Source organism: Salipiger sp. ABN3_019, from assembly GCF_056158605.1.
This window is the reverse complement of sequence record NZ_JBSWTP010000009.1, coordinates 503,127-525,630: the sequence shown is the minus strand read 5'-3', so window position 1 is coordinate 525,630 and position 22,504 is coordinate 503,127. Positions and strand designations below refer to the sequence as shown.

Sequence of the window (22,504 nt, the reverse complement as noted above, 5' to 3'; positions counted from 1 at the left end):
GATTGGTTTTGGACGTTCAGCACGACATTGCACGGACCTCGGCCAACCCCGGCGCCGAGACGGACGTCGCCATCGTCGGCATGGCCGCGCATCTTCCCGGGGCCGCCGACATTGCCGCCTATTGGGACAACCTGCGCGAAGGCCGCCGTTCCATCCGCCGCTTCACCGAAGAGGAGTTGCGCGCCGCGGGCGAGGATCCGGGTCTGCTGCGCCACCGCGACTATGTGCCCTTCGGCGCGCCGCTCGACGGTTTCGAGATGTTCGACGCCGAGTTCTTTGGCTTCGCCCCCAAGGATGCGGCGATCATGGACCCGCAGCACCGGCAGTTCCTTGAAACCGCATGGGAGGCGCTGGAAAGCGCCGGTCACGTGCCGGAAAATTTCGAGGGGCCGGTCGGCGTTTTCGGCGGCGTCGGCATGGGCAGTTATTTCTACGTCAACCTGTGCTCGAACCCCGATCTGGTGGACAGCACCGGCATGTTCCTGCTGCGCCATACCGGCAACGACAAAGACTTCCTGACCACGCGGCTGAGCTATGTGCTCGATCTGCACGGGCCGTCGGTCAACGTGCAGACCGCCTGTTCCACCTCGCTCGTCGCCACGCATTTCGCGGTGCAGGCGCTGCTCAACGGCGAATGCGACATGGCGCTGGCGGGCGGGGTGACGATCGAACTGCCGCAGATGCGCGGCTATCTCTACCGCGAGAACGAGATCCTCTCGCCCGACGGCGAATGCCACGCCTTCGACCACCGCGCGCAGGGCACGGTTTTTGGCTCTGGTGCCGGTGTGGTGGTGCTGCGCCGTCTGGCCGATGCGCAGCGGGACGGCGATCACATCTGGGCGGTGATCAAGGGTTCTGCCATCAACAACGACGGCGCGGGCAAGGCGGGCTATCTGGCGCCGTCGGTGGACGGTCAGGCGCAGGCCATCGCCGAGGCGCAGGCTGTGGCGGGCATCAGCGCCGACACGGTGGAGTATGTCGAATGCCACGGCACCGGCACCTATCTGGGCGATCCCATCGAGGTGGCCGCGCTGACGCAGGCCTTCTCGGAAAGCGGCTCTAAACAGGGCCATTGCCGCATCGGTTCGGTCAAAACCAACATCGGCCATCTCGACACCGCCGCCGGTGTGGCGAGCCTGATCAAGACCTCGCTGGCGCTGCATCACGGGCAGATGCCGCCCTCGCTGGGCTTCGAGGCCCCCAACCCCGCCATCGATTTCGAAAACTCACCCTTCGTGGTGAACGACAGGCTCACCGCATGGCAGCGCAGCGACCATCCGCGCCGCGCCGGGGTCAACTCGCTGGGCGTTGGCGGCACCAATGCGCATGTGGTGCTGGAAGAGGCGCCGCTGCGCCCCGCGTCCGAGCAGAGCGACTGGCCGTTCCAGATCCTCACGCTTTCGGGGCGCAGCAAGGCGGCGCTGGACGAGAACGCGAAACGTCTCGCCGCGCATCTGCGCGCCCACCCCGAGCAGCCGCTCGCCGATGTGGCCTTCACGCTCAAAGAGGGCCGCCGCGCCTTTGAAAAGCGCCGCATTGTCGTCGCTGAAAGCCATGAAGAAGCGGCGCGCCTGCTCGAAGAGGACAGCCCCCGCCGCGTGCATTCGCATAGCGCGCTCGATCGCCCCGACGTCGCCTTCCTGTTTCCCGGCGGCGGTGCGCAATACGCCGGGATGGCGCGCGATCTTTACGAAACAGAGCCTGTTTTCGCCGATTGGATGGACCGCGGCCTTACCGCGCTTGCCGAGATCACCGATGCCGACATCCGCGCGCTCTGGCTGCCCAAGCCCGACGCCAAAGCCGCCGCCGATGAGGCGCTGAAAAAGCCCTCGCTGCAGTTGCCGCTCATTCTGATCTGCGAGGTGGCGCTGGCCAAGCTCTGGATCAGCTGGGGCATCACCCCCGCCGCGCTCTCGGGCCATTCCATGGGCGAGAACACCGCCGCCTGTATCGCCGGGGTGATGAGCTTTGAGGATTGCATCGGCCTCGTGCATCTGCGCGGGCGGCTCTTTGACACGGTGCCCGCGGGCGGCATGCTCTCGGTCAGCCTTCCAGCGGAAAAGCTGCAGGGCAATCTTGGGGATGATCTCGATCTCGGCGCGGTCAATGCGCCCGAGCTGTCGGTGGCCTCCGGCCCCGCAGAGGCTCTGAAAGCCCTTGAACAGAGACTGAAAGCCGAGGGCATCGACTGCCAGCGCATCGCCATCGACATTGCCGCGCACAGCCGCATGCTCGAGCCGATCCTTGATCAGTTCCGCGCCTATCTGCGATCTATCGACCTCAGCCCGCCGCAGATCCCGCTGACCTCGAACCGCAGCGGCGCATGGATGACTGACGCAGAGGCCATCAGCCCCGACTATTGGGTTGAGCATCTGCGCGGCACCGTCCTTTTCGCCGACTGCGTCGCCACGCTGGCCGAGACGCAGAACCGTGTCTTCCTCGAGGTCGGACCGGGCAAGGCGCTCTCGTCGCTGGCCCGCCAGCATCCCGATGTGCCGGGTCAGCAGGTGCTAAGCTCGCTGCGCCACCCCGACGAGCAGATCGGTGACGACCGGTTCATGTTCGAAGTGCTGGGCCGCCTGTGGGCGCTGGGCGCAGAGATCGACTGGGGGCAGGTCTGGGGCGATGCCCGCCGCAATCGCGTGCTGCTGCCCAGCTACGCCTTCCAGCGTGCGCCCTATTTCATCGCGCCGGGCAAGGCGCAGACCGCCAGCGCGCCGCAGTTCCTGATGCGCAGCGATGACATCTCGGGCTGGGGCTGGGCACCGCACTGGCGGCCGCGCGCTGCCGAGACGCCGGTCGATGTGACCGACGACCTCGCCAGCGCAGAGCCGCAGGTCTGGCTGATGTTCATGGACGAGGCCGGGCTCGCCGCCCGCTGCGCTGCGCGTCTCACCGCCGCCGGGCATGAGGTGATCGAGGTGCGCCCCGGCGATGCCTTCACACGGCTGTCCGACACATCCTACATCCTCCCGCCAGAACGCGGGCGCGAGGGCTATGATCTGCTGCTGCAGGACCTGTCCCTGCGCGGCCACGTGCCGTCCCGCATCGCGCACTTCTGGCTGGTCACCGAAGGCGAAACGCACCGCCCCGGCTCCAGCTTCTTTCACCGGGTGCAGGAGCAGGGGTTCTATTCGCTGCTCTTTCTCGCGCAGGCCATCGCCGAGGAAAACCTGCCGCGCCCGCTGCCGCTGACCGTTCTGACCACCGGCGCGGCGAAGCTACGGGACGAGGGTTTCGTGCACCCCGGCAAGGCGACCATCGCCGGTCCCGCCCGCGTCATTCCGCGCGAACTGCCGGGGGTGAGCGCGCTGACGCTGGATCTGGTGCTGCCGGAGCCCGCGCAGGGCGGGCTGCTGACCCGCCGCAAGGCCGAAGCGGCGCGCGAGGCCGCCTTTACGCAGCTGACCGATCTGGTGCTCGAGGATCTGCTGGCCGAGCCCAAGGATGCCAGCGCCGCGCTGCGCGGCGGGCGCCGTTTCGAATGCGCCATGAAGCCGGTGCCGCTGCCGGAAGGCGCGCCGCAGCCGGGGCCGGGCACCTACCTGCTCACCGGCGGCTTCGGCGGCATTGGCCTGTCATTGGGCATGGCCTTCGCCCAACATGGCGCCAAGCTGGTGCTCGTCGCCCGCCGCGCGTTGCCCGCGCGCGCGGACTGGCCCGACTACCTCGCCCGCCACGCGCCGCAGGATCCGCTCGCCCGCCGCATTCGCGCGGTGCAGGCGCTGGAAGAGGCCGGGGCCGAGGTCTTGGTCATCGCCGCCGACGTCTGCAACCGCGCGCAGCTGCAGGCGGTGCGCGAGGCCGCCGAGGCGCGCTTTGGCCGGATCACCGGCGTCATCCACGGCGCCGGGGTGATCGACGACGCGCCGCTGCTGACCAAGACGCCCGCCTCGGTCGAGGATGTCTTCACGCCAAAGATCCACGGCACGCAGGTGCTGGGCGAGGTCTTCCCCGATGGCGCCTGCGACTGGATGGTGCTGTTCTCGTCGTCCTCCACTGTCACCGCGCCTGCGGGGCAGGTGGATTACGTCGCCGCCAACGCCTATCTCAACGCCTTCGCCGAGGCGCGCGCCGGGGGCAAGACCCGGGTCACCGCGATCAATTGGGGCATCTGGAACGAGGTCGGCATGGCCGCCGAGGCGGTGGCCGCGCGCAGCGGCGATCTGCCCGAGCCGCCGGTCGAGCCCACCGGCCTGCCGCTGCTGGGCGACGCCACCTTCGACGCCCATGGCAACCGCCTCTTCACCAGCACGCTGTCCGCCGATGACTGGATCATCGACGAGCACCGCACCCGCGCCGGGGACGCGCTGCTGCCCGGCACCGGCTATCTGACCCTTGCCGCCCACGCGTTGAAGGCGCAGCGCGAGGAACAGCCCTTCGAGATCCGCGACCTGTCGTTCCTGCGCCCGCTGCGGGTGAGCGAGGGCGGCCGCCGCGACATGCGCCTGCGCCTGACCCGCAAGGACGAAGGCTATGGCTTCGAGGTGCTGGCCGATGCCACGCTGGGCGGGCGCCGCGGCTTTGCGCTCACCGCGCAGGCCACGCTGGCGCTGTTGCCCATGGCACGCCCGGCGCCGCTTGATCTTTCGGCCATCCGCGCCCGCTGCGCCGCGCCGATGCGCGCGCCTCAGGGCAGCAAGCTGGTGGCCGCGCAGGAGGTGCAGCTGGACTTCGGCCCGCGCTGGAAGGTGCTGGACACCCGCGCGCTGGGGCAGGGCGAGGGCATCGCCGAGCTGTCGCTCGCGCCCGAGGCGGCGCAGGACGGCTGCCTGCTGCATCCGGCGCTGCTGGACATCGCCACCGGCTGGGCGATGGAGCTGATCGAGGGCTGGCAGCCGACGCATCTGTGGGTCCCCGTCTCATACGCCCGCGTCCGCGTGCACGCGCCGCTGCCGGATCGCATCGTGTCGTGGGTGCGCAATGCCGCGGGCAACCGCGCCGAGGCCGAGACCGCCAGTTTCGACGTCACGCTCTGCGCCCCCGATGGCGCCGTGCTGATGGAGATCTCGGGCTTCACGATCCGCCGCCTCGCCTCGCCCGATCTGCTGCAAAGCCCGCCGCGGCTCACCGCCGCCGAGCTTGAGGTCGACGAGGGGGGTGCCGCGCAGCCGCTCTCTGCCGCCGAGGAACGGCTGGCCCATAACCTCAGCCAGGGCATCCGGCCCGCCGAAGGCGTCGAGGCCTTTGCCCGCGCGCTGCAGCTAGGGCTGCCGCAGGTGGTGGTTTCGTCGATGGATCTGGATCAGCTGACCCGGCAGACCGCTGCCTCGACAGCCGAGAAAGCCGAAGGCCAAAAGTTCGACCGCCCGCAACTCGACGGCGATTTTGTCGCGCCCGAGGGCGAGATCGAGCGCACGCTGGCGGGCTTCTGGGAGGATCTGCTGGGCGTGCAGAACGTCGGGGCCGAAGACAGTTTCTTTGACCTCGGCGGCCATAGCCTGATCGCCGTGCGGCTCTTTGCCATGGTCAAAAAGGCCTTCCGCGTCGATTTCCCGATCTCCGTGCTGTTCGAGGCGCCGACGATCCGCACATGCGCCGCGCTCATCGCTGCGCAGACCGGGCACAGCGGCGACAAAGGCGACACCGGCGAAACAGCCGATGCAAAACCCGCCGTGCCCGAGCGCCGCTTCACCCATCTGGTGCCGATGCATGACGGCGAGGGCGGGCCGCGCACGCCCTTCTTCCTCGTGGCGGGGATGTTCGGCAATGTGCTCAACCTGCGCCACCTCGCGCATCTGCTGGGCGCCGACCGTCCGTTCTATGGCCTGCAGGCCAAGGGGCTTTACGGCGGCGAGGCCCCGCATGACAGCATCGAAGCGACGGCTCGCGACTATATCGCCGAGATGCGGCAGGTGCAGCCCGAGGGCCCCTATATGGTCGGCGGCTTCTCGGGCGGCGGCATCACCGCCTATGAGATCGCCCGCCAGCTCGAAGCGATGGGCGAGGAGGTCTCGCTCTGCGTGTTGCTCGACACGCCGCTGCCCACGCGCCGCCCGCTGGAGCGCGCCGACCGGCTGCGCATCCAATGGCAGGAGGCTAAGGCCAAGGGCGCGCTTTACCCGCTGGTCTGGGCCCGCAACCGCCTCCGCTGGGAGATTGCCAAGCGCCGCGCCAGCGCAGAGACCGCCACCCAGCACGCCTTCCACAATGCCGAGATCGAGGCCGCCTTCCTTGCCGCCGTGGCGCGCTATGAGGTGCGGCCGTGGCAGGGCAACCTCGTGCTCTACCGCCCGCCGCTGGTCGGCAAGTGGCGGGTCGGCGGCGGCCGCATGGTGAACTCTGAACGCGCCTATGTGCTGGAGGACAACGACTGGCGTCAGTTCGTGCCGCATGTGGCGGTGCATGAGGTGCCGGGCGATCATGATTCCATGGTGCTGGAGCCCAATGTGCGGGTGCTGGCGGCGCAGATGCGGCAGGCCATCGCCGAGGCCGAAGCGGGCCATTTGGGCAGCGCCGTGCTGCCCTTCGCCAGCCCCCATGCGGCGGAGTAGGGCCATGGCCAACCTGTCCAATCAGCCCAGCGTCCTTATCGTCTCGCTCAACTACCGCACGCCACAGATGACCCTGCGCTCGGTGCGTGCGGCGCTGCGCGCGATGGACGGGCTGCGGGCCGAGCTTGTGATCGTCGACAACGACAGCGGCGACGGGTCTTACGAGGTGATGAAGCAGGCGCTCGATACCGAAACCTGGGCGCAAGGCGCGCCGCTGCGGCTGATCCGCTCGGAGCGCAACGGCGGCTTCGGCGCGGGCAATAATATCGGCATCCGCGCTGGCCTGACCGACGGCAGCCGCCCCGATTACGTCTATCTGCTGAACTCCGATGCCTTCCCCGCGCCAGAGGCAATCCGCGCGCTTCTGGCGCATCTCGAGGCGCATCCCGAGGCGGGCTTTGCCGGCAGCTACATCCACGGCGAGGATGGCGCGGCGCATATGACCGCCTTCCGCTTCCCGTCGATCGCCTCCGAGTTCGAGGGCGCCATCCGCTTTGGCCCGGTCTCGCGCCTACTGCGGCGCAAGGCGGTGCCGATGCCTGTCCCCGCGGGGACACAGGCGGTGGAGTGGCTGGCCGGGGCCTCGATCATGATGCGGCAGAGCGTGCTGGATCAGATCGGCCTCTTTGACGAGGCCTTCTTCCTCTACTTCGAAGAAACCGAGCTTTGCCTGCGCGCCGCCCGCGCCGGACACGCAACCCACTACGTGCGCGGCAGCGAGGTGATGCACATCGGCTCGGTCTCTACGGGGATGAAGCGCTGGTCGCGGATCCCCGGTTTCTGGCTCGACAGCCGCTGGCACTATTTTTCCAAAACCCGCGGGCGCGGCTATGCGGCGGCGGCGACGCTGGCGCATCTGGCGGGCGGGCTCATGTGGCGGCTGCGCCGGGTGCTGCAGCGCAAACCGCGGGTCGATCCGCCGCATTTCCTGCGCGACCTCGCGTGGCATGACCTCAAGGCACTGGTCCGGCCCGGACCGGCCCGCGCCGTCCCCGCGGGGACAGCCCGCAGAGCGGCGAAAGTGGAGTGAACGTGATGGCCAAGTTTTCCTCTGTCGTGATCGGCAATGAATCCCTGCTGGTGCACTGCGGCGCCAAGCTGCTGCAGGCCGGGCACGAGATCAAAGCCGTGGTGACGCGAAACGCCGAGATCGCGGCATGGGCGCAGGCCGCCGGGCTGGCGACCGTCGCCCCCGGTGCCGGGCTGGAGGCCCGCCTGCCGCGCGGGTTCGACTACCTGCTGTCGATCTCTAATCTGGACATTATTCCCGCCGCCGTTCTGGCGCTGCCAGCCAAGGGCGCGGTGAACTTCCACGACGGTCCGCTGCCGCGCCACGCCGGGCTCAACGCGCCGGTCTGGGCGCTGATCGAGGGCGAGACCCGCCACGGCATCAGCTGGCACATGATCGAGGGCGGCGTCGACGAGGGCGATGTCCTTGCCGCGCGCGGCTTCGATATCTCGGCCAGCGACACGGCGTTGACGCTGAACGCCAAGGCCTTCGAGGCCGGGATCGACAGTTTCGACGCGGTGATCGAGCAGCTTGCACACGGGCTGAAGCGGCTGCCGCAGGACCTGTCGCAGCGCAGCTATCACGCGCTGGCCGACCGGCCTGCGGCGCATGGTCTGCTGGATTTCACCAAGCCCGCCACCGATCTGGCGCGGCTGGTGCGGGCGCTGGATCACGGCGGCTATTTCAACCCGCTGTCGATGCCCAAGGTGTTTTCGAACGGGGCTTTCTGGAATGTCGGCACGGCCAAGGGGATCGAAGGGCGCGGCGCGCCGGGAGAGATCCTCGAAGCGACCGACGACCATCTGACCGTGGCCTGCGGCAGTGGTGCGCTGCGGCTGGCGCATTTCTCTTATCCCTGCGGGGCTTTGGCCCCTGTGGCGCTGGTCGGCACGCCGGGCGGCACGATGCAGGCGCTTCCCGCCGAGGACCGCGCGCGCATCGACACTGCGATCCGCACCGTCGCGCCGCATGAGGCGCATTGGCGCGGCAAGCTCGCGGCGCTGCGGCCTTTCGAGATGCCGGGGCTGGGCAAGGCGTCGGGCGAGATCACCAGCCGCCCGCTGTCGCTGGGCGAGGCCGATCTGGCCGCCACCGTCGCGACCTTTGCTGCCCGTCATGACGAGCATGGGGCCTGCGATATCGCCGTCTCGGGCATCATGCTCAACAGCCTCGCGCTGAGCGGCATCATCCTGCCTTGGGTGCCGCTGCGGGTCGAGGCCAGCGGCGATGCGGCGGCGCTGCAGGCGCAGATGGCCGAGGCCATCGCCGAGGCGCGCAAGCGCAAGGGTCTTGCCAAAGACCTGCCCGCCCGCGCGCCGGAACTGACCGGCGCACCGCAGGTGCCGCATCTGGGGCTGAGCCTTGCCGGCGGGATGATCCCCGGCACCGTTCTGACCGTTGAAGAGACCGCGGGCGGCGCGCTGCTGCATGCGGACACCGGGCGGATCAGACCGGCGCAGGCCGAGCTGATCGCCGCCCGGCTGGAACTGATCGCCGCGCAACTGGCCCAAGGCGCGCAGCCCGCATCGCTGCCGGTGCTGCCCGAGACCGAGCGCGCCGTGGTGGTGGACCTGTGGAACGCCACCGGGGTGGAGCATGACCGCAGCCTGACCATGCAGAGCGCCTTTGAGGCGCAGGTGGCGCGCAGCCCCGAGGCCATTGCGCTGGTCTTTGAGGGGCAGAGCCTGAGCTACGCCGACCTCGACGCGCGGGCCAACCGCGCGGCGCATGTGCTGCAGGGCATGGGGGTGGGGCCGGGTGTCGTGGCGGGGCTGTGCACCCGCCGATCGGTCGATCTGCTTGTCGGCGCGCTGGCGATCCTCAAGGCGGGCGGGGCCTATCTGCCGCTCGATCCCGCCTATCCGGCGGACCGGCTGCAGCACTATATCTCGGACAGCCGCGCCCCGGTGATCGTCACGCAATCGGCGCTGGCGGGAACGCTGCCCGAACATGGCGCGGATCTGCTGCTGCTCGACGCCGACCCGCGGCTGGCGCAGGCCCCCGCCGCGCCCCCCGAGGGAACCAGCGCGCCCGAGGATATCGCTTATCTGATCTACACCAGCGGCTCGACCGGCACGCCCAAGGGGGTGATGGTCGAACAGCGCAACGTGGTGAACTTCTTCACCGGCATGGACGCGGTGGTGCCGCATGTCCCCGCGGGGACATGGCTCGCCGTGACCAGCCTCAGCTTCGATATCTCGGTGCTGGAGCTGTTCTACACGCTGGCGCGCGGCTTCAAGGTGGTGCTGACCTCGGACGAGGATCGCGGGCTGATCTCGAACGGGCCGATGCCGCTGTCGGACCAGCGCATGGAGTTCTCGCTCTACTATTGGGGCAATGACGATGGCGTCGGGCGCGACAAATACCGGCTGCTGCTGGAGGGCGCGAAGTTCGGCGACAAGCATGGGTTCTGCGCGGTCTGGACGCCCGAGCGGCATTTCCACGCCTTCGGGGGGCCCTATCCCAACCCCTCGGTGACCGGCGCTGCGGTGGCGGCGGTGACCGAGAATTTGGCCGTGCGTTCGGGCTCTGTCGTCTCGCCGCTGCATCACCCGGCGCGGATCGCCGAGGAATGGGCGGTGATCGACAATCTGACCAACGGCCGGGCCGGGCTGGCGCTGGCCTCGGGCTGGCAGCCCGATGACTTCGTGCTGCGGCCCGAAAACACGCCGCCCGACAACAAGCGCGCAGTGATCGAGAATATTTCCCAAATTCGGGAACTGTGGTCTGGCAAGCCCGTCGCCTTCCCGCGCAAGGATGGGACGCTGTTCGACGTGGTGACCCAGCCGCGCCCGGTGTCGAAAGACCTGCCGCTCTGGCTGACCGTCGCAGGCAACCCGCAGACGTGGAAGGACGCGGGCACCCATGGCTGCAACGTGCTGACCCACCTGCTGGGCCAGAGCATCGACGATGTGGCCGAGATGATCCGCCTCTATCACGCGTCGCTGCGTGAGGCCGGGCGCGATCCGAAGGATTTCACCGTCACGCTGATGCTGCACAGCTTTGTTGCAGACACCCGCGACGAGGCGCGCGAGATCGCCCGTGAGCCGATGCGCGAATACCTGCGGTCTGCTGCGGCGCTGATCAAGCAATACGCATGGGCCTTCCCGGCGTTCAAACGCCCGAAAGGGGTGAACAACGCCTTCGATCTGGACCTCGACATTCTGGAGCCGGACGACCTTGAGGCTATTCTGGATTTCGCCTTCGAGCGGTATTTCAACGAAAGCGGGCTCTTCGGTACGGTCGAGGACGCGCTGGAGCGGACCGAGCAGCTCAAGCGCATCGGCGTGGGCGAGATCGCCTGCCTGATCGACTATGGCATCTCCGTTGATACGGTGCTGGAGGGGCTGAGGCCGCTGGCCGAGGTGGTGAAGCGAGCGAATGTAGCGCCGGAACTGGCCGAGGATGATTTCTCGATCGCCGCGCAGATCCTGCGCCATGGGGTCACGCATATGCAGTGCACGCCCTCGATGGCGCGGATGATCGCGATGAACGACGAGGCGCGCTTTGCGCTGTCGAAGGTGGATCACCTGTTCCTTGGCGGCGAGCCGCTGCCCGGCGCGCTGGTCGAGGAGTTCGGGCGGATCACCGAGGCTTCGGTGACCAATATGTACGGGCCCACTGAGACGACGATCTGGTCCTCGACCGAGGATGCGCGCGCCGCCGAGGGTGTGGTGAACATCGGCCTGCCGCTGGCGAACCAGCAGCTTTACGTGCTGGACGAGGCGCAGCAGCCAGTGGGCGTGGGTGTGCCCGGCGAGTTGTGGATCGGCGGCGAGGGCGTGACGCGCGGCTATTGGGGCCGCGAGGAGCTCACCGCCGAGCGCTTTGTGTCCAACCCGTTCCACGCAGGTCGCATGTACCGCACCGGCGATCTGGTGCGGCGGCGGATGGACGGGCGGATTGACTTCATCGGGCGCGTCGACAATCAGGTGAAGCTGCGCGGCTACCGGATCGAGCTTGGCGAGATCGAGGCGGTCATGGAGGCGCAGCCGGGCATCGCGCAGGCCGTGGTGGTCGCGCGCGAAGACACGCCCGGCGATCTGCGGCTGGTGGGCTATTACACCGCGCCCGCGCCGGTGAACGACGCGGCGCTGCGGGCCGAGATGGGCAAGGGGTTGCCCGCCTTCATGGTGCCGGCGCATTTCGTCGCGCTGGAGAGCTTCCCGCTGACCCCGAACAAGAAGGTCGACCGCAAGGCGCTGCCAGCGCCGGTGGCGCGCAAACCCGTGGCCGCACCGCGTCCGGCCGCGTCCGCGCAACCTGCGGCAGCCAGCGCCGTGCCCGATAAAGCCAGTGCCGCCGATACCGGCAAGGTGCAGGCGGCGATTGCCGAGATCTGGCAGGCGGTTCTGGGCGTGCAGGGGATTTCGGGGCGCGACAATTTCTTCGAGCTGGGCGGCCATTCGCTGCTGGCGGTTCAGGCGCATCGTGCGATCCGTGACGATCTGGGCGCGCGGGGGCTGTCGATCACCGATATCTTCCGCTTCCCGGTGCTGGAGGATCTTGCCGGGCGTGTCGCGGGACTTGGCTCCGGCGCCGCCTCCGGCACCGGTTCTGGCAAAGCGCCGCGCCCGAGGGTCGCGACCCCGGCGCCTGCGGCGGCGAAAGCGGTTGCGCCCGAGCCCAATGCCGAGACGGCCAGCGACGCGGGCCCGGCGCAGCCGATGAACGAACGCGCCCGCGCAAGGTCCGACGCGATGGCCCGGCGGCGCGAGATGCGCGCGCGGCGCAGCGCCTGAGATGGCTGGGGCCGCCGATCTTCGCGACCTGCTGACCCGCGCGGCGCTGCCCGAGGGGGTGGTCTGGGCGGTCTCGGAGCCGACCGAAGATCTGCCGGAGCTTTACCCCGTCGAGCGCGAGGCGATGTCCCGCGCGGTGCCTGCAAGGCGGGCGGAGTTCGCGGGAGGGCGGCTCGCGGCGCGGGCGGCCCTGCGTCAGCTTGGCCTGCCGGATCAGGCGATCCCCAAGGCCGAGGACCGCGCGCCGGTCTGGCCCGACGGGGTGGTGGCCAGCATCACCCATGCCGGGGGCATCTGCCTTGCGATGGCGGCGCGGGCGCAAGACTGGCGCGCGCTTGGCATCGACCTCGAGCTTGATGCGCCGATGGAGCCGCGGCTCATTCCGGCGATTGCCAGCGTGCCCGAGCTTTCCCGCCTCAGCCCGCTGCCTTTCGAACGCGCCGGGGTGCGGATCTTCAGCGCCAAGGAAGCCGCCTATAAGGCGCAATACCCGCTGACTCGCAGCTTGTTCGGATTCGAGGCGATGGAATCGCTGCTCCCTGATCCTCGGATGCGAATGGTGGCGGAAATGGGGCTAGGGCGCGGCACCCTATTTCCAATGCTTCAGATCGCCGAATTGGGCCTCATTCTGTCCGTATGCGCCGTTTCGCACGGCTGATGCGCGGAAATCCCTCGCTTTATGACCGAAATGTGTTCGCGATCCCGGTTCTGGACACGAAGTGTTTCCCAAAACGCATTCTTTAAACATGGCATAAACGGGGCGTCTTCGGTAATTTGTGACGTGAAAGAGGCGTATTTGTTGCTGGGTCCCATGTGTTACGGCCAGCGCGCGGCGCCGCTTTTCGAGCACAGCGGGGGCGCTTTGCGGGAGTGTAGTTTATGAACCAGTTCCAATCGTTTGACGAAGTGTTGTCCGCACTGCGCCGCCGCTTCGGCCTGATCTTTCTGGTGTTCGTTCTGGGCACCGGGATTTCCGTGTTCTTCGCGCTGAATCAGCCCAAGCTCTATGAAGCGACGGCAGTGGTTCAGATCGAAGACGCGCAGGTCGCGCCCACCACCACCAACCCCGCCACCGTGTCCGAGGATGCCTCGCGCCGGGTGCAGCTGATCGAGCAGCGGATCATGTCGCGCGACAACCTCGTGCGGATCATGGAAAAGCATAACCTGTTCAGCAACATCCCCAATATGACGGTGAACGAGCGCGTGTTTAACATGCGCAAGGCCGCCACGATCGAAGAGATCCAGTCGGGCAACCCGGCTTACGGCCAGCCGCGCATGCCGTCGGGGCTGATGATCACCGTGCGCCTTGATGATGCGCAGAAGGCTGCCGATCTGGCGAATGAGCTGATGCAGTCGGTGATCGACCAGTCGCGCAACCGCAGCGAAACGCGCGCCCGTGACGCGCTGGCCTTTTTCGAGGCCGAAGAAGCGCGGGTCGAGACGCAGATCGAGGCGATGGATGCCCGTATTGCCGACTTCAAGCAGAAGAACTCCGAGGCGCTGCCGTCGGGACTTGCCGCGATGCGGGACCAACTGGCGACGCTGGAGGACAACAAGCTCGATCTCGACCGGGACATCGTTGCGCTCGACGCCAATTCCTCGCGGCAGCGCGAAGACGTGCTGACCCGTCAGCTGGCGCTGCTGCAAGAGCAGAAGCAGCTGATCACCGCGCGCATCGCCTCGCTTGAGGACACCATCCGCCGCGCGCCCGAGGTTGAGCGCACGCTCAACGGGCTGGAGCGCGAGCGCACCCAGTTGCAGGACCAATATAGCGTCATCACCCGCCGCAAGGCGGATGCCGAGATGGGCCAGATGCTGGAAGATCGTCAGCAGTCGGACCGTTTCGAAGTGCTGGAAACGGCGCTGGTGCCCGAGGTCGCGGCCTCGAAGAGCCGCCGCAAGCTGGTGGCCGTGGGTGCCGTGGCCAGCCTCTTTGCCGGGCTGATCACCGGCTTTGTCGCCGAGATGATGAACCCCGCGCTGCGCACCGCCAGCCAGATGGAGCGGGTGCTGGGCGTGCAGCCTGTGGTGGCGATCCCGCCGGTGAAGACCCGCCGCGACCGCCGCCGCAAGGGGCTGGGGATCGTGGCACTGCTGCTGGCCTTGGCGGCGCTGATCTTTGGCCTCCTGCGCGTGCTGGGCGACCGGCTGCCGCTGATCGAGCGGTTTCTGCCGCGCGTCGGGGCCTGATCTGCCCAGGATTGAGTTTATGGATGTGAAAAGAGCCGGGCGAGAGATCGCCCGGCTCTTTTTCGTTGGGTCCGTGCACGCAGCGCGGCGCGCTCAGTACTGGTATTTCTTGAGCTCCGTGCCCTCGGCCTTGTTCAGCACCATCCCCAGCAGCGGCGTCGACGTGCCGAGCCTGCGCTCGACCTCGCGAATCTCGCGCTCGGTGGTGATGCCACCGCCGACCACCAGCAGCACGCCGTCGATCTGCGGGCGGAAGGCCAGCACGTCGTCATAGTAAAGCGCGGGCGGCAGATCGAAGAGCATCACGTCCGGCTGCAGCCGCGCCTCGATCGAGGTCAGCACTTCGGCGGTGGCCGGAGCGTTCAGCAGTTCGGCGGCATAGGGCTCGATCACCTCGTTGAAGCCAAAGGCGATGTCGTGCCCGGCGTGGATGTGGTTCTCGCCCATGCGCATCAGATGCGCCTCGGGCGAGATCGCGCCGCGCAGCAGCGCACCCATGCAGCCGGGGGCGCGGACGCCCATCGCCTTATGCAGCGACGGGTTGCGCAGGTCGAGGTCCATCAGCATGGCGCGCAGACCCTCCTGCCGCGACAGGCTGATCGCGAGGTTGGCGGCGGTGAAGGTCTTGCCGCATCCCTTGCTGGGCGAGGTGATGCCGACGCGGGTCCAGCCGTTTTCGGCCAGCGCCTGCGTCAGCCGCGTGCGCAGCACGTCAAAGGCCGCATGGGCCGGATCTTCGCGGTTGGCGGTGATGATGCGGTTGCGTTCGAGATGATCGCTGTCGATCTCGAAGACCGGAAGCTGATCCCACAGCAGCGTGGCCTGCGGTGCCGGCCGCCGGGTGACGGCGCGGCGCGGCGGGCGGGCCGGTGCCTCCGCAGCGGGCGCGGCGGGCGGAACGGGCTGAGCGGGGGCAAGCTGTTCGGCAGCGGCAGCGGGCGCAGCGGCAGGAGTCCGAAGGCTGGCAAGCTCGCGCCGCGCGGCCTCCATCTCGGCTTGCTCGCGTTCGGCCTGCTCTTGCGCGGCCTGCTCCCTCGCGGCCCGTTCTCTTGTGGCCTGTAGGCGTTCGGCCTCTTCGGCCTGATGGCGCGCCCGGTCCTGCGCGGCGGCACGGGCCTCTTCGGCGTCGCGGTCGGCACGGCGGCGGGCGAGACGCTCTTCACGGCGCTCGAGCGGAAGGATCGGGGGATCCTCCGGCGTCTCTTCGCTCCGCTTCCGACGGCGGAATCTCCGGCGTTCTACCATACTCGTCTCTCCGCACCGCACGGGCAGGGGCGCTGCCGGATCCGTTCCGGCGGCGCGTCTCGCACCTGCCGTGGAACCATACCGCTCTTTGTCCTGCCTTGTCTCGCTGGGGCCGCTGGGCCCCGGCGCGCGCACTCGATATTTACCTTCGCCCCCAGAACACCATTCGATTCGGTCAAGAATGAGGTGAAATTGCGGGGATTGTTCACGATCCGTGGCAGCCCCGCCTGTCCAACTCGGCGTGCCTAGAAGCCAAAGAGATTGGCCTGCGTGATCGCCTTTTCAAGGAAGGCGGCGCGATCCGCCTCGGGCTGCCAGCCGAGCACCCGCTTGGGCTTGTCGTTGACGAACGGCGAAAAATGCGCCCGGCTTTGCCAGTCGGCGCGCGAGGGGCGCACCAGCCCGCGCTTGCGCAGCGCGTATTTCTTCAGCCCGTATTTCACCGCGTCGCTGGCATAGAAGACGTTGAGGTTGCCCGAACTGACGCGGATGCGCGCGCCCAGCGTTTCGTGGATCGCGTCAAAATAGTCGCGGGCGCTCAGCATCGGCTCGCCCACGAGGTTGAAGCTTTCGCCCACCGCGCCGGGATGTTCGCCCATCCGCATCAGCCCCTCGGCGACATCGTCGATCAGCACGAAGGGCAGGATGTTCTTGCCCGGTCCCCAGATGCGCACCGCGCCCGCGCCATGCCAGCGCCCGATGCCCCAGTGCTGCAGCGGCCCGCCATGGCCGACCACGATGCCGGGGCGGGCGATGGTGATGGGCAGGCCGCGCTCGCGGTGCAGCTTCATCAACTGCCGTTCGCATTCGGCCTTGGAGCGGGCGTAGAGATTGCGGTCCGACATATCCTCGGGAAAGCGGGTCTCTTCGGTGATCTGCACGCCCGGATCGGACATGTCGTAGCTGGCGATCGTGCCGGTGTAGACGAGGCGCTTCACCTCGGCTTTCCCGCAGGCCATGGCGATGCGGGTGGCGACACCGACGTCGTTCACCAGCGCCTCGGCCCATGTCTTTTCCAGCGAGCGGGCAAGGTTGTAGACCACGTCGATGCCCTGCATCGCCTCGGTCAGCGCATCGAGATCATGCAGCGAGACGCCCACCGTTTCCACCTGATCGGGCAGATCGGGGAAGGGGCCGTGGCGGCCGCGCGACAGCACCCGCACGTCGTGGCCCGCTGCCACCAGTTTGCGGGTCAGCGCGCGCCCGATGAAGCCGGTGCCACCGATCACCATGGCGGTGGGCTGCGGCTTGCGGCTCTGCACGGCGGGGGCCTTCACCTCCAGCGCCTCGGGCGGCAGCTTGGCGATGGCGGCGTCGATGGCCTGCATCACCTGCACCGCGCTCTCGGCGGAAAAGCGGGCGTCCTGCGGCTTGCCCCGCGCCAGCGCGCCATAGACCGCCGCGCACATGCCCCGGAAGCTTTGCGCATAGGGGCCTTTCTGGTTCAGCGATGCGGTCTGCACGGCGGCGTTGCGGAGGCCCTCGCGCAGATGCTGCCAGCCGAGGTCCATCTGCCTGCGCAACGGGTTCACGATGAGGTCCGAGGCGTTCTCGCGGTCCACCACCAGCGTGTCGGCCGCATAGTCAAGCCGCGCCCGCCCCGAGGAGCCGCGCAGGGTGACCGAGCGGTCATCGACCGTCTCGACCATCGACAGGCTGAAGGTGATCTCAACACCGCCGGCGCGCGCGAAGATGCGGAAGCCCTGCGGGCGCGGATCATCGCCGGGCAGCGGGACGGGTTTCGTGGCCTCAGCATAGAGCACCTCGAGCGGGCCGAAGAGATCGACGGCAAAGGCGAAGGGATGCGGCCCCAGTTCCAGCAGCAGGTTCTTGGGCTCGCGCAGCAGCCACAGGTTGAACGGCCCCGAGCGCAGCGGCGCCAGCGGCAGCGCCCAGCTGATCTCGGCCTGCGAGACGCGGCCATAATCGCCCGCACGCAGCGCCTCTTTCATCCGCACATAAGAGGGCAGGCCAAGGAAGTTGTGCCCGGGGTGAAAGCGTTTGCCCGCCGCCTCGGCAGCGGCGGCGATGGCGCGGGTTTCCTCAAGGCTCACCGCCACCGGCTTTTCCACCAGCACATGCAGCCCGGCCTTCAGGCATTGCTGCGCCAAGGCGGCATGCAGATGCGGCGGGGTGAGGATATGCACCGCGTCGCAGGCACCGCTTTCGATCATCGCCTCGACGGTGCCGAAGACCTGCGCGCCATGCGGCAGCGCCAGCCCCTCGGCGGCGGGCTGCGAGAGGTCGCAGACAGCGGCCACTACGGCGTCCTCGGTCGCGGCCAGCGCATCGGCGTGCCAGCTTGCGATATAGCCTGCGCCGATGAGGCCGACGCGAATGGGTTGCGGCTTTGACCAAGGTTGGGGCATGGCGGGGGTCCTTACTTATACTCGATCAGGCGCATCGGGGCCTGCCGCAGGCGCCGCCAATGGTAGGTGGCCATGCCGACGAGATTGGGAAACTTCGAAAGGGTTAGCAGCAGCGCGTGGCGGCGCGCCTCGGGGGCAGGCAGCCCCTCGCGGCGCAGGCCGCGCGCGGTGCGGGCCCAGTTGAGCGGATAGGCGGCGAGCAGCAGCAGCGCCAGCGGCCCGACGGTCAGCAGGCCGAGCAGGAGCAGCAGCGGCAGGCCAAGCGCATAGACCAGCGCGCGCTTGCGCTCTGTGGTGAAATACTCGGGGTGTAGATGGCCGACCTGCGCAAAGCCGTGGCCGGTGCGCACGGCGCGGCGCCACCATTGCGAGAAGCGGGTCATCGCGGCGTCGTGGCGGGTCATCTCGTGGGGGATGCGTTCGAGCGTCCATCCGGCCTTGCGCAGGCGGGTACAGAACTCGTCATCCTCGGCGGCGATCACCGTGGGATCGAAGCCGCCGACCTCGGCAAAAGCCTCGGCACGCACCATCATGTCGCCGCCACAGGCGAGGATCTCGCCCGCCGGGCGGCGCCATTCCACGTCGCAGAGCTGGTTGTAGAGGCTGGCATCGCGGTGAATTTCCGAGCGCCAGCCGGTGACCATGCCGATCTGCGGGTTGGCCTGCAGATGGGCACGGGCGGCCTGCAGGTAGCCGGGCACAAGCGCGCAATCGCCGTCGATGAATTGCACCAGCTGCGGATCGTCCAGCGCGGCATATCCCGCGTTGCGGGCGCGGGCGGCGGTGAAGGGCGTGGAAAGGTCGAGCTGAATGACGATTGCCCCGGCTTTGCGCGCGGCCTCGACGCTGCCATCGGTCGAGCCGCTGTCCACATAGACCAACTGCCGCGCCTGTCCCTGCACCGAGGCAAGCGCCGCGACCAGCCGCGCGCCCTCGTTGCGGCCGATGAGAACCACGTCCACCTCGCTCATGCCGCGCCCTCGCTGAAGAGGGCCGAGAGCTTGGCGGCCTCGGTTTTGATATCGAACTCGGCGATCACCTTGGCGCGGCCCGCGGCGCCCATGCGGCGGCGCGCGTCGGGATCGCTCAGCAGGCTGCCTAGCGCGGCGGCCAATGCGCCCGCCTCTCCGGGCGGCACCAGCAGGCCGCTTGCGCCGTGCTCAACCAGTTCCGGCACCCCGGCGATGCGGGTGGTGACCACGGGAAGCTGCGCCGCCATTGCCTCCATCAGCACCACCGGCACCCCTTCGGCGAAGCTTGGCAGCACGAAGATGTCGGCGGCGCTCAGCGCCTCGGCGACCTCGGCCTGCGAGCGGTAGCCAAGGAACGCCACGCGCTCTGCAAGGCCCAGCTCGGCGGCCTTGCGTTCGAGCGCTGCGCGTTCGGGCCCGTCGCCGATCAGCCGCAGCCGCAGGTCGGGATGGCGCGGGGCGAGATCCGCCAGCGCGCGCAGCAGCACCGGCACGCCCTTCACCCCGGCGAGCCGCCCGACGAAGAGCAGGCTCTGCCCGCTCTGCGCGGCGGGGGCATAGCGCTCGGGGTCGATGCCGCAATGCACGATCCGCAGCTTGGGCCAGTCGGCGGCATCGGCGAAACACATCAGTTGCGCGCGGCAATAGGCGCTGATGCAGGCGACAAACCGGGCGCGGCGGGTCTTTTCGTCGATGCGCCAATGGTGCGGCTCAAAGAAGATGTCGGGGCCGTGGATGGTGAAGCTGTAGGGGATGCCCGAAAGCTCGGAGGCCAGCATGGCGACGGTGCAGGAGGCCTTGGCGATATGATTGTGCAGATGCTGCACGCCCGCCGCTGCCAGATGGTCGGCGAGCACGCCCGCCTCGGCGAAATAGATGAGGTTGTAGGCGCGGCCCTTCAGACCCTTGGGGGCCGTCTGCCATGCCAGCGCCAGCGCGCGCAGGTAGCGCGAAGGGCTGCGCAGCCAGCGGGCATGGGCGCGCAGCAGCCACAGCGGCGCGCGGCAGGCATCGAGCACCTTGAAGGTTTGGGCATGTTCGGCGCGCTGCTCTGGGCCGACCAGGTGCTCGGCCCCGGTGGTGCGGATCGAGCAGGTCAGCACCTCGTGACCCATGGCGCGCAGCGCCGCCACCTCGCGTTGGATGAACGTATCCGACGCGCGGGGGTATTCGCCGGTGAGATAGGCCAGCTTGGGGCGGCTCATTCGCGGCCCTCCTGCAGTGCGCGGGCCATCAGCGTCTCAAACCGGGGCAGCGAGAGCGGGCCAAGCGCCGACACAAGCGCGCGGTCCGGGTAGCGCAGGGGCATCATCCGCGCCTTCAGCGGTGCGACGCGCAGCAGTCCCGGCAGATGCGCCCCGAGCGGCGACAGGATCCGCGCCGCCGCCAGCCACAGCGGCCACGGCAGCGGCAGCACCAGCTTGGGCCAGCCCGACCCCGCATGGGCGCGTAGAAAGCGGGTGCGGTCGGGACGGTCGGGGTCGACGATATTGAGCACCTGCGTGGCACCGGGCGCGCGGCGCGCCGCCTGCAGCAGTCGCTTGGCCACATGGCCGACATGGGCCAAGGGCAGCTCGCCTTTGGTGCCGACGCGGATCAGCAGCGGCCCCAGCGCCGGGCCAATATGGGCGTTCCACGTGCGCCCCTCGCCAAAGATCGTGCCGGGGCGCAGGATCCACAGCGGCAGACCGGAGGCGCGGCAGAGATCCTCCTGTGCCAGCTTGCCCGCGACATAGGGATCGCGCGCGGTCTGCATGGCCTCGAGCGGCAGCTTCTCGGTCACCGCGTCGCCGGGGGAGAGCCGCGCCGTGTCGTAGACGACGATGGAACTGACCAGCACGAGGTGCAGCGGCAGCCCGTCGAGCGCCTGTAGCAGATGCCGCGTGCCGTCGATGGTGGCTGTCTCGACCGCCTCGGCATCGCCGCCCAGATGCGCGGCGGCATGGATCACCGCGCTGCAGCCCTCGGCGGCCTTGCGCAGCGCCGCAACGCAGGCGGGGTCCGACAGATCGGCGCGGCAGAGCGTGACGCCTTTCATCTGCGCCCAGCCCTCGGGCGGGGCCGCGCGCAGCACCGCGACCACCTCGACCCCCTGCGCGCGCGCCTCGGCCAGCACCGCGCGCCCGACGAAGCCGGTGGCGCCGGTGAGCAGGATGCGCGCGGTGCCCGCGCCCACGCTCTGGCCGCTCAGCGCGCCCATGGCATCGGCTCCAGCGGTGCGCAGCGCGTGGTCATCACCTGCGCGCCCGCGTCTTCGCCGGCATTCTGGATCGCCAGCGTGACCTCGGTCAGATGCAGCGCGAAATCCGACGACAGGCGGCACGGACGGTTCTCGCGCAGCGCGTCCAGCATCTCGGCGGGGCCAAGCATGAAATTCATCGCCGCCGCGCCCCAGCGTTTCACCTTGGGGTGGGTGGGCTGTTTCAGCCGGATGCGACGCGGGAAGGGGCTTTCCACCAGCCGCCGCCGCAGGCTGCCGCGCCTGGCGAATTTCACTTTGGCGGCATTGTCCCACGAGGCATCGCAACTGAGCACGCCGCGGTCGCCGAAGATGCGGATGCCGTGGCCATGGCTGGCGACGATCGAGCAGGTGAGCCGGGTCACCGGGCCGTTCTCGAAGAACAGCGTGGCCACCGAAAGGTCGGGCGCGGTCGGGCCGAGGCCCGCCTTATCGGGCAGCACTTCGGCGGAGGCGGCGACAACCTTGCGCACCGTGCCGAACCAGCCGATCAGCCACGTCAGGTAATAGCCCGCATGTTCCAGCGTGCAGCCGACACGGAACTCGTCCTCATAGGGCCATGGCGCGCCGCTCTCGCTGGTCCAGCCCTGATAGGGCGCCTGTGGGATGAAACCGTCGTCAAGCTCGGCATAGATCGCGCGCGGCGTGCCTGCGGTGCCCTTGCGCAGCGCGTGGCCCAGCGTCTGCGCCGCCTCGCCCAGCACCGAACAGGGCGCCGAGGCCAGCATCACGGCCCGCTCTGCGGCCAATGCGTGCAAGGCGCGCGCCTGTTCGATCTCCATGGCGAGGGGCTTTTCGCAATAGACGTGGTGCCCGGCCTCCAGCAGCCGCCGGTTCAGCGCGTAATGCTCTGCCGGGTTGGTCAGGTTGAGCACGATGCAGTCGGCGGGCAGGGCGCTTATGAAGGCCTGCAGGTCCGGCTCGGCGCGCAGCTGCCAATGGGCGCAGAAACGGCTCAGGCGGGCGGCGTCGCGGTCATGCACCGAGTGCACGGTGATGCCCGCCATCGCCTGCAGCGAGCGCAGGTAGAGATCCGCCACGAAGCCGCAGCCGAGAAGGGCGATCTGTCCCGTCATCGGCACCCTGCCAAGCGGCGGGGCGCACCGGCGCATGGCGCGGGGCGGGGGACGGGAAACAGCATCATTCGGCAACCTGGTTACGGATCATGAAAACGACGTCACGGTCATTCACCAGAGAAATTTGACCGAAATTCGGCGCGTTGCAGGAGAGTTTGCCGCTTTGCCG

Annotated in this window: 11 protein-coding genes; 5 read left to right on the top strand and 6 right to left on the bottom strand. The window is 68.7% G+C overall.

Annotated features, from left to right (window positions below; all coding sequences use genetic code 11):
- The first annotated feature begins 8 nt into the window (after positions 1-8).
- From ACXAD2_RS10605 to ACXAD2_RS10585, 5 genes are all read left to right on the top strand, one after another.
- Positions 9-6,494, top strand: a complete 6,486-nt coding sequence (locus ACXAD2_RS10605) for a type I polyketide synthase (protein WP_475169683.1) — start codon at positions 9-11, stop codon at positions 6,492-6,494.
- Between the two features lie 4 nt (positions 6,495-6,498).
- Positions 6,499-7,524 (top strand): glycosyltransferase family 2 protein, encoded by a 1,026-nt coding sequence (locus ACXAD2_RS10600; protein ID WP_475169681.1) that lies wholly within the window; start codon positions 6,499-6,501, stop codon positions 7,522-7,524.
- 5 nt (positions 7,525-7,529) lie between these two features.
- Positions 7,530-12,245 (top strand): MupA/Atu3671 family FMN-dependent luciferase-like monooxygenase, encoded by a 4,716-nt coding sequence (locus ACXAD2_RS10595; RefSeq protein WP_475169679.1) that lies wholly within the window; start codon positions 7,530-7,532, stop codon positions 12,243-12,245.
- 1 nt (position 12,246) lies between these two features.
- On the top strand, positions 12,247-12,903 hold the full coding sequence (locus tag ACXAD2_RS10590; protein WP_475169676.1) for a 4'-phosphopantetheinyl transferase family protein: 657 nt from the start codon (positions 12,247-12,249) through the stop codon (positions 12,901-12,903).
- A gap of 221 nt (positions 12,904-13,124) precedes the next feature.
- On the top strand, positions 13,125-14,435 hold the full coding sequence (locus ACXAD2_RS10585) for a GumC family protein (protein ID WP_475169674.1): 1,311 nt from the start codon (positions 13,125-13,127) through the stop codon (positions 14,433-14,435).
- 93 nt (positions 14,436-14,528) lie between these two features.
- Here the strand turns inward: ACXAD2_RS10585 and ACXAD2_RS10580 are convergent, their stop codons facing one another.
- The 6 genes from ACXAD2_RS10580 to ACXAD2_RS10555 all read right to left on the bottom strand — a co-directional run bounded on the left by ACXAD2_RS10580 (position 14,529) and on the right by ACXAD2_RS10555 (position 22,335).
- Positions 14,529-15,680 carry a CpsD/CapB family tyrosine-protein kinase gene (locus ACXAD2_RS10580; protein ID WP_475169672.1) on the bottom strand — a complete coding sequence of 384 codons (1,152 nt, stop codon included), beginning with the start codon at positions 15,678-15,680 and terminating at the stop codon, positions 14,529-14,531.
- A gap of 245 nt (positions 15,681-15,925) precedes the next feature.
- On the bottom strand, positions 15,926-18,049 hold the full coding sequence (locus ACXAD2_RS10575) for an NAD-dependent epimerase/dehydratase family protein (protein ID WP_475169670.1): 2,124 nt from the start codon (positions 18,047-18,049) through the stop codon (positions 15,926-15,928).
- An 11-nt stretch (positions 18,050-18,060) separates the two neighbouring features.
- Positions 18,061-19,020 (bottom strand): glycosyltransferase family 2 protein, encoded by a 960-nt coding sequence (locus tag ACXAD2_RS10570; RefSeq protein WP_475169668.1) that lies wholly within the window; start codon positions 19,018-19,020, stop codon positions 18,061-18,063.
- Positions 19,017-20,225 carry a glycosyltransferase gene (locus tag ACXAD2_RS10565; RefSeq protein WP_475169666.1) on the bottom strand — a complete coding sequence of 403 codons (1,209 nt, stop codon included), beginning with the start codon at positions 20,223-20,225 and terminating at the stop codon, positions 19,017-19,019. The genes ACXAD2_RS10570 and ACXAD2_RS10565 overlap by 4 nt, the downstream gene beginning before the upstream one ends.
- Positions 20,222-21,220 carry an NAD-dependent epimerase/dehydratase family protein gene (locus tag ACXAD2_RS10560; RefSeq protein WP_475169663.1) on the bottom strand — a complete coding sequence of 333 codons (999 nt, stop codon included), beginning with the start codon at positions 21,218-21,220 and terminating at the stop codon, positions 20,222-20,224. The genes ACXAD2_RS10565 and ACXAD2_RS10560 overlap by 4 nt, the downstream gene beginning before the upstream one ends.
- Positions 21,208-22,335, bottom strand: a complete 1,128-nt coding sequence (locus ACXAD2_RS10555) for a Gfo/Idh/MocA family protein (RefSeq protein ID WP_475169659.1) — start codon at positions 22,333-22,335, stop codon at positions 21,208-21,210. The genes ACXAD2_RS10560 and ACXAD2_RS10555 overlap by 13 nt, the downstream gene beginning before the upstream one ends.
- Positions 22,336-22,504 lie beyond the last annotated feature (169 nt).

Bases quoted from the DNA above. Each gene is read 5' to 3' on its own strand.
- ACXAD2_RS10555 (WP_475169659.1), bottom strand. From the start codon at position 22,335: ATGACGGGACAGATCGCCCTTCTCGGCTGCGGCTTCGTGGCGGATCTC.
- ACXAD2_RS10600 (WP_475169681.1), top strand. From the start codon at position 6,499: ATGGCCAACCTGTCCAATCAGCCCAGCGTCCTTATCGTCTCGCTCAAC.
- ACXAD2_RS10595 (WP_475169679.1), top strand. From the start codon at position 7,530: ATGGCCAAGTTTTCCTCTGTCGTGATCGGCAATGAATCCCTGCTGGTG.
- ACXAD2_RS10575 (WP_475169670.1), bottom strand. From the start codon at position 18,049: ATGCCCCAACCTTGGTCAAAGCCGCAACCCATTCGCGTCGGCCTCATC.
- ACXAD2_RS10570 (WP_475169668.1), bottom strand. From the start codon at position 19,020: ATGAGCGAGGTGGACGTGGTTCTCATCGGCCGCAACGAGGGCGCGCGG.
- ACXAD2_RS10590 (WP_475169676.1), top strand. From the start codon at position 12,247: ATGGCTGGGGCCGCCGATCTTCGCGACCTGCTGACCCGCGCGGCGCTG.
- ACXAD2_RS10560 (WP_475169663.1), bottom strand. From the start codon at position 21,220: ATGGGCGCGCTGAGCGGCCAGAGCGTGGGCGCGGGCACCGCGCGCATC.
- ACXAD2_RS10580 (WP_475169672.1), bottom strand. From the start codon at position 15,680: ATGGTAGAACGCCGGAGATTCCGCCGTCGGAAGCGGAGCGAAGAGACG.
- ACXAD2_RS10585 (WP_475169674.1), top strand. From the start codon at position 13,125: ATGAACCAGTTCCAATCGTTTGACGAAGTGTTGTCCGCACTGCGCCGC.
- ACXAD2_RS10565 (WP_475169666.1), bottom strand. From the start codon at position 20,225: ATGAGCCGCCCCAAGCTGGCCTATCTCACCGGCGAATACCCCCGCGCG.